1 rRNA gene is annotated in these 1,843 nt (G+C 47.1%); it reads left to right on the plus strand.

The annotated features are described in order from the left end of the window. The first annotated feature begins 318 nt into the window (after positions 1–318). Positions 319–1,835 (plus strand): 16S ribosomal RNA (locus tag ACODR7_RS21495). Positions 1,836–1,843 lie beyond the last annotated feature (8 nt).

The following is a 1,843-nucleotide window of genomic DNA, read 5'->3' on the forward strand; positions in this document are numbered from 1 at the left end:
TCAAAACTTTTTGTAAAAAAAGTTGCCAGTTTAAAAAGAGTTTGTATCTTTGCAGTCCCAATTAGAGGGAGCGCAGGAGTAGAGAGATTGAGGGTTTATGAGGGATTAAGGTTACTTAAAAAACTTTAAAATTTTCTTCGAAAACATTTGGTTAAATCAAAATAAAGTTTTACTTTTGCACTCGCAAATACGGAGCGACACTGACAGAAAGATTGCTACGTTATAAAGCGAAAGATAAAAAGATCATTGACATACAATATAACAACCAAGTAAGGAAAAACTAAAGCGTTAAAAACTTTGAGTGAGTCAGACAAACATACAATGGAGAGTTTGATCCTGGCTCAGGATGAACGCTAGCGGGAGGCCTAACACATGCAAGCCGAGCGGTATAGATCTTTCGGGATCTAGAGAGCGGCGTACGGGTGCGGAACACGTGTGCAACCTGCCTTTATCAGGGGGATAGCCTTTCGAAAGGAAGATTAATACCCCATAATATTTAGAATGGCATCATTTTAAATTGAAAACTCCGGTGGATAGAGATGGGCACGCGCAAGATTAGATAGTTGGTGAGGTAACGGCTCACCAAGTCTGCGATCTTTAGGGGGCCTGAGAGGGTGATCCCCCACACTGGTACTGAGACACGGACCAGACTCCTACGGGAGGCAGCAGTGAGGAATATTGGACAATGGGTGGAAGCCTGATCCAGCCATCCCGCGTGAAGGACGACGGCCCTATGGGTTGTAAACTTCTTTTGTATAGGGATAAACCTAGATACGTGTATCTAGCTGAAGGTACTATACGAATAAGCACCGGCTAACTCCGTGCCAGCAGCCGCGGTAATACGGAGGGTGCAAGCGTTATCCGGATTTATTGGGTTTAAAGGGTCCGTAGGCGGATCTGTAAGTCAGTGGTGAAATCTCACAGCTTAACTGTGAAACTGCCATTGATACTGCAGGTCTTGAGTGTTGTTGAAGTAGCTGGAATAAGTAGTGTAGCGGTGAAATGCATAGATATTACTTAGAACACCAATTGCGAAGGCAGGTTACTAAGCAACAACTGACGCTGATGGACGAAAGCGTGGGGAGCGAACAGGATTAGATACCCTGGTAGTCCACGCCGTAAACGATGCTAACTCGTTTTTGGGCTTTCGGGTTCAGAGACTAAGCGAAAGTGATAAGTTAGCCACCTGGGGAGTACGAACGCAAGTTTGAAACTCAAAGGAATTGACGGGGGCCCGCACAAGCGGTGGATTATGTGGTTTAATTCGATGATACGCGAGGAACCTTACCAAGGCTTAAATGGGAAATGACAGGTTTAGAAATAGACTTTTCTTCGGACATTTTTCAAGGTGCTGCATGGTTGTCGTCAGCTCGTGCCGTGAGGTGTTAGGTTAAGTCCTGCAACGAGCGCAACCCCTGTCACTAGTTGCCATCATTAAGTTGGGGACTCTAGTGAGACTGCCTACGCAAGTAGAGAGGAAGGTGGGGATGACGTCAAATCATCACGGCCCTTACGCCTTGGGCCACACACGTAATACAATGGCCGGTACAGAGGGCAGCTACACAGTGATGTGATGCAAATCTCGAAAGCCGGTCTCAGTTCGGATTGGAGTCTGCAACTCGACTCTATGAAGCTGGAATCGCTAGTAATCGCGCATCAGCCATGGCGCGGTGAATACGTTCCCGGGCCTTGTACACACCGCCCGTCAAGCCATGGAAGTCTGGGGTACCTGAAGTCGGTGACCGTAACAGGAGCTGCCTAGGGTAAAACAGGTAACTAGGGCTAAGTCGTAACAAGGTAGCCGTACCGGAAGGTGCGGCTGGAACATCTCATTTTAGAGCGT

Source organism: Chryseobacterium sp. FG46, assembly GCF_057809135.1.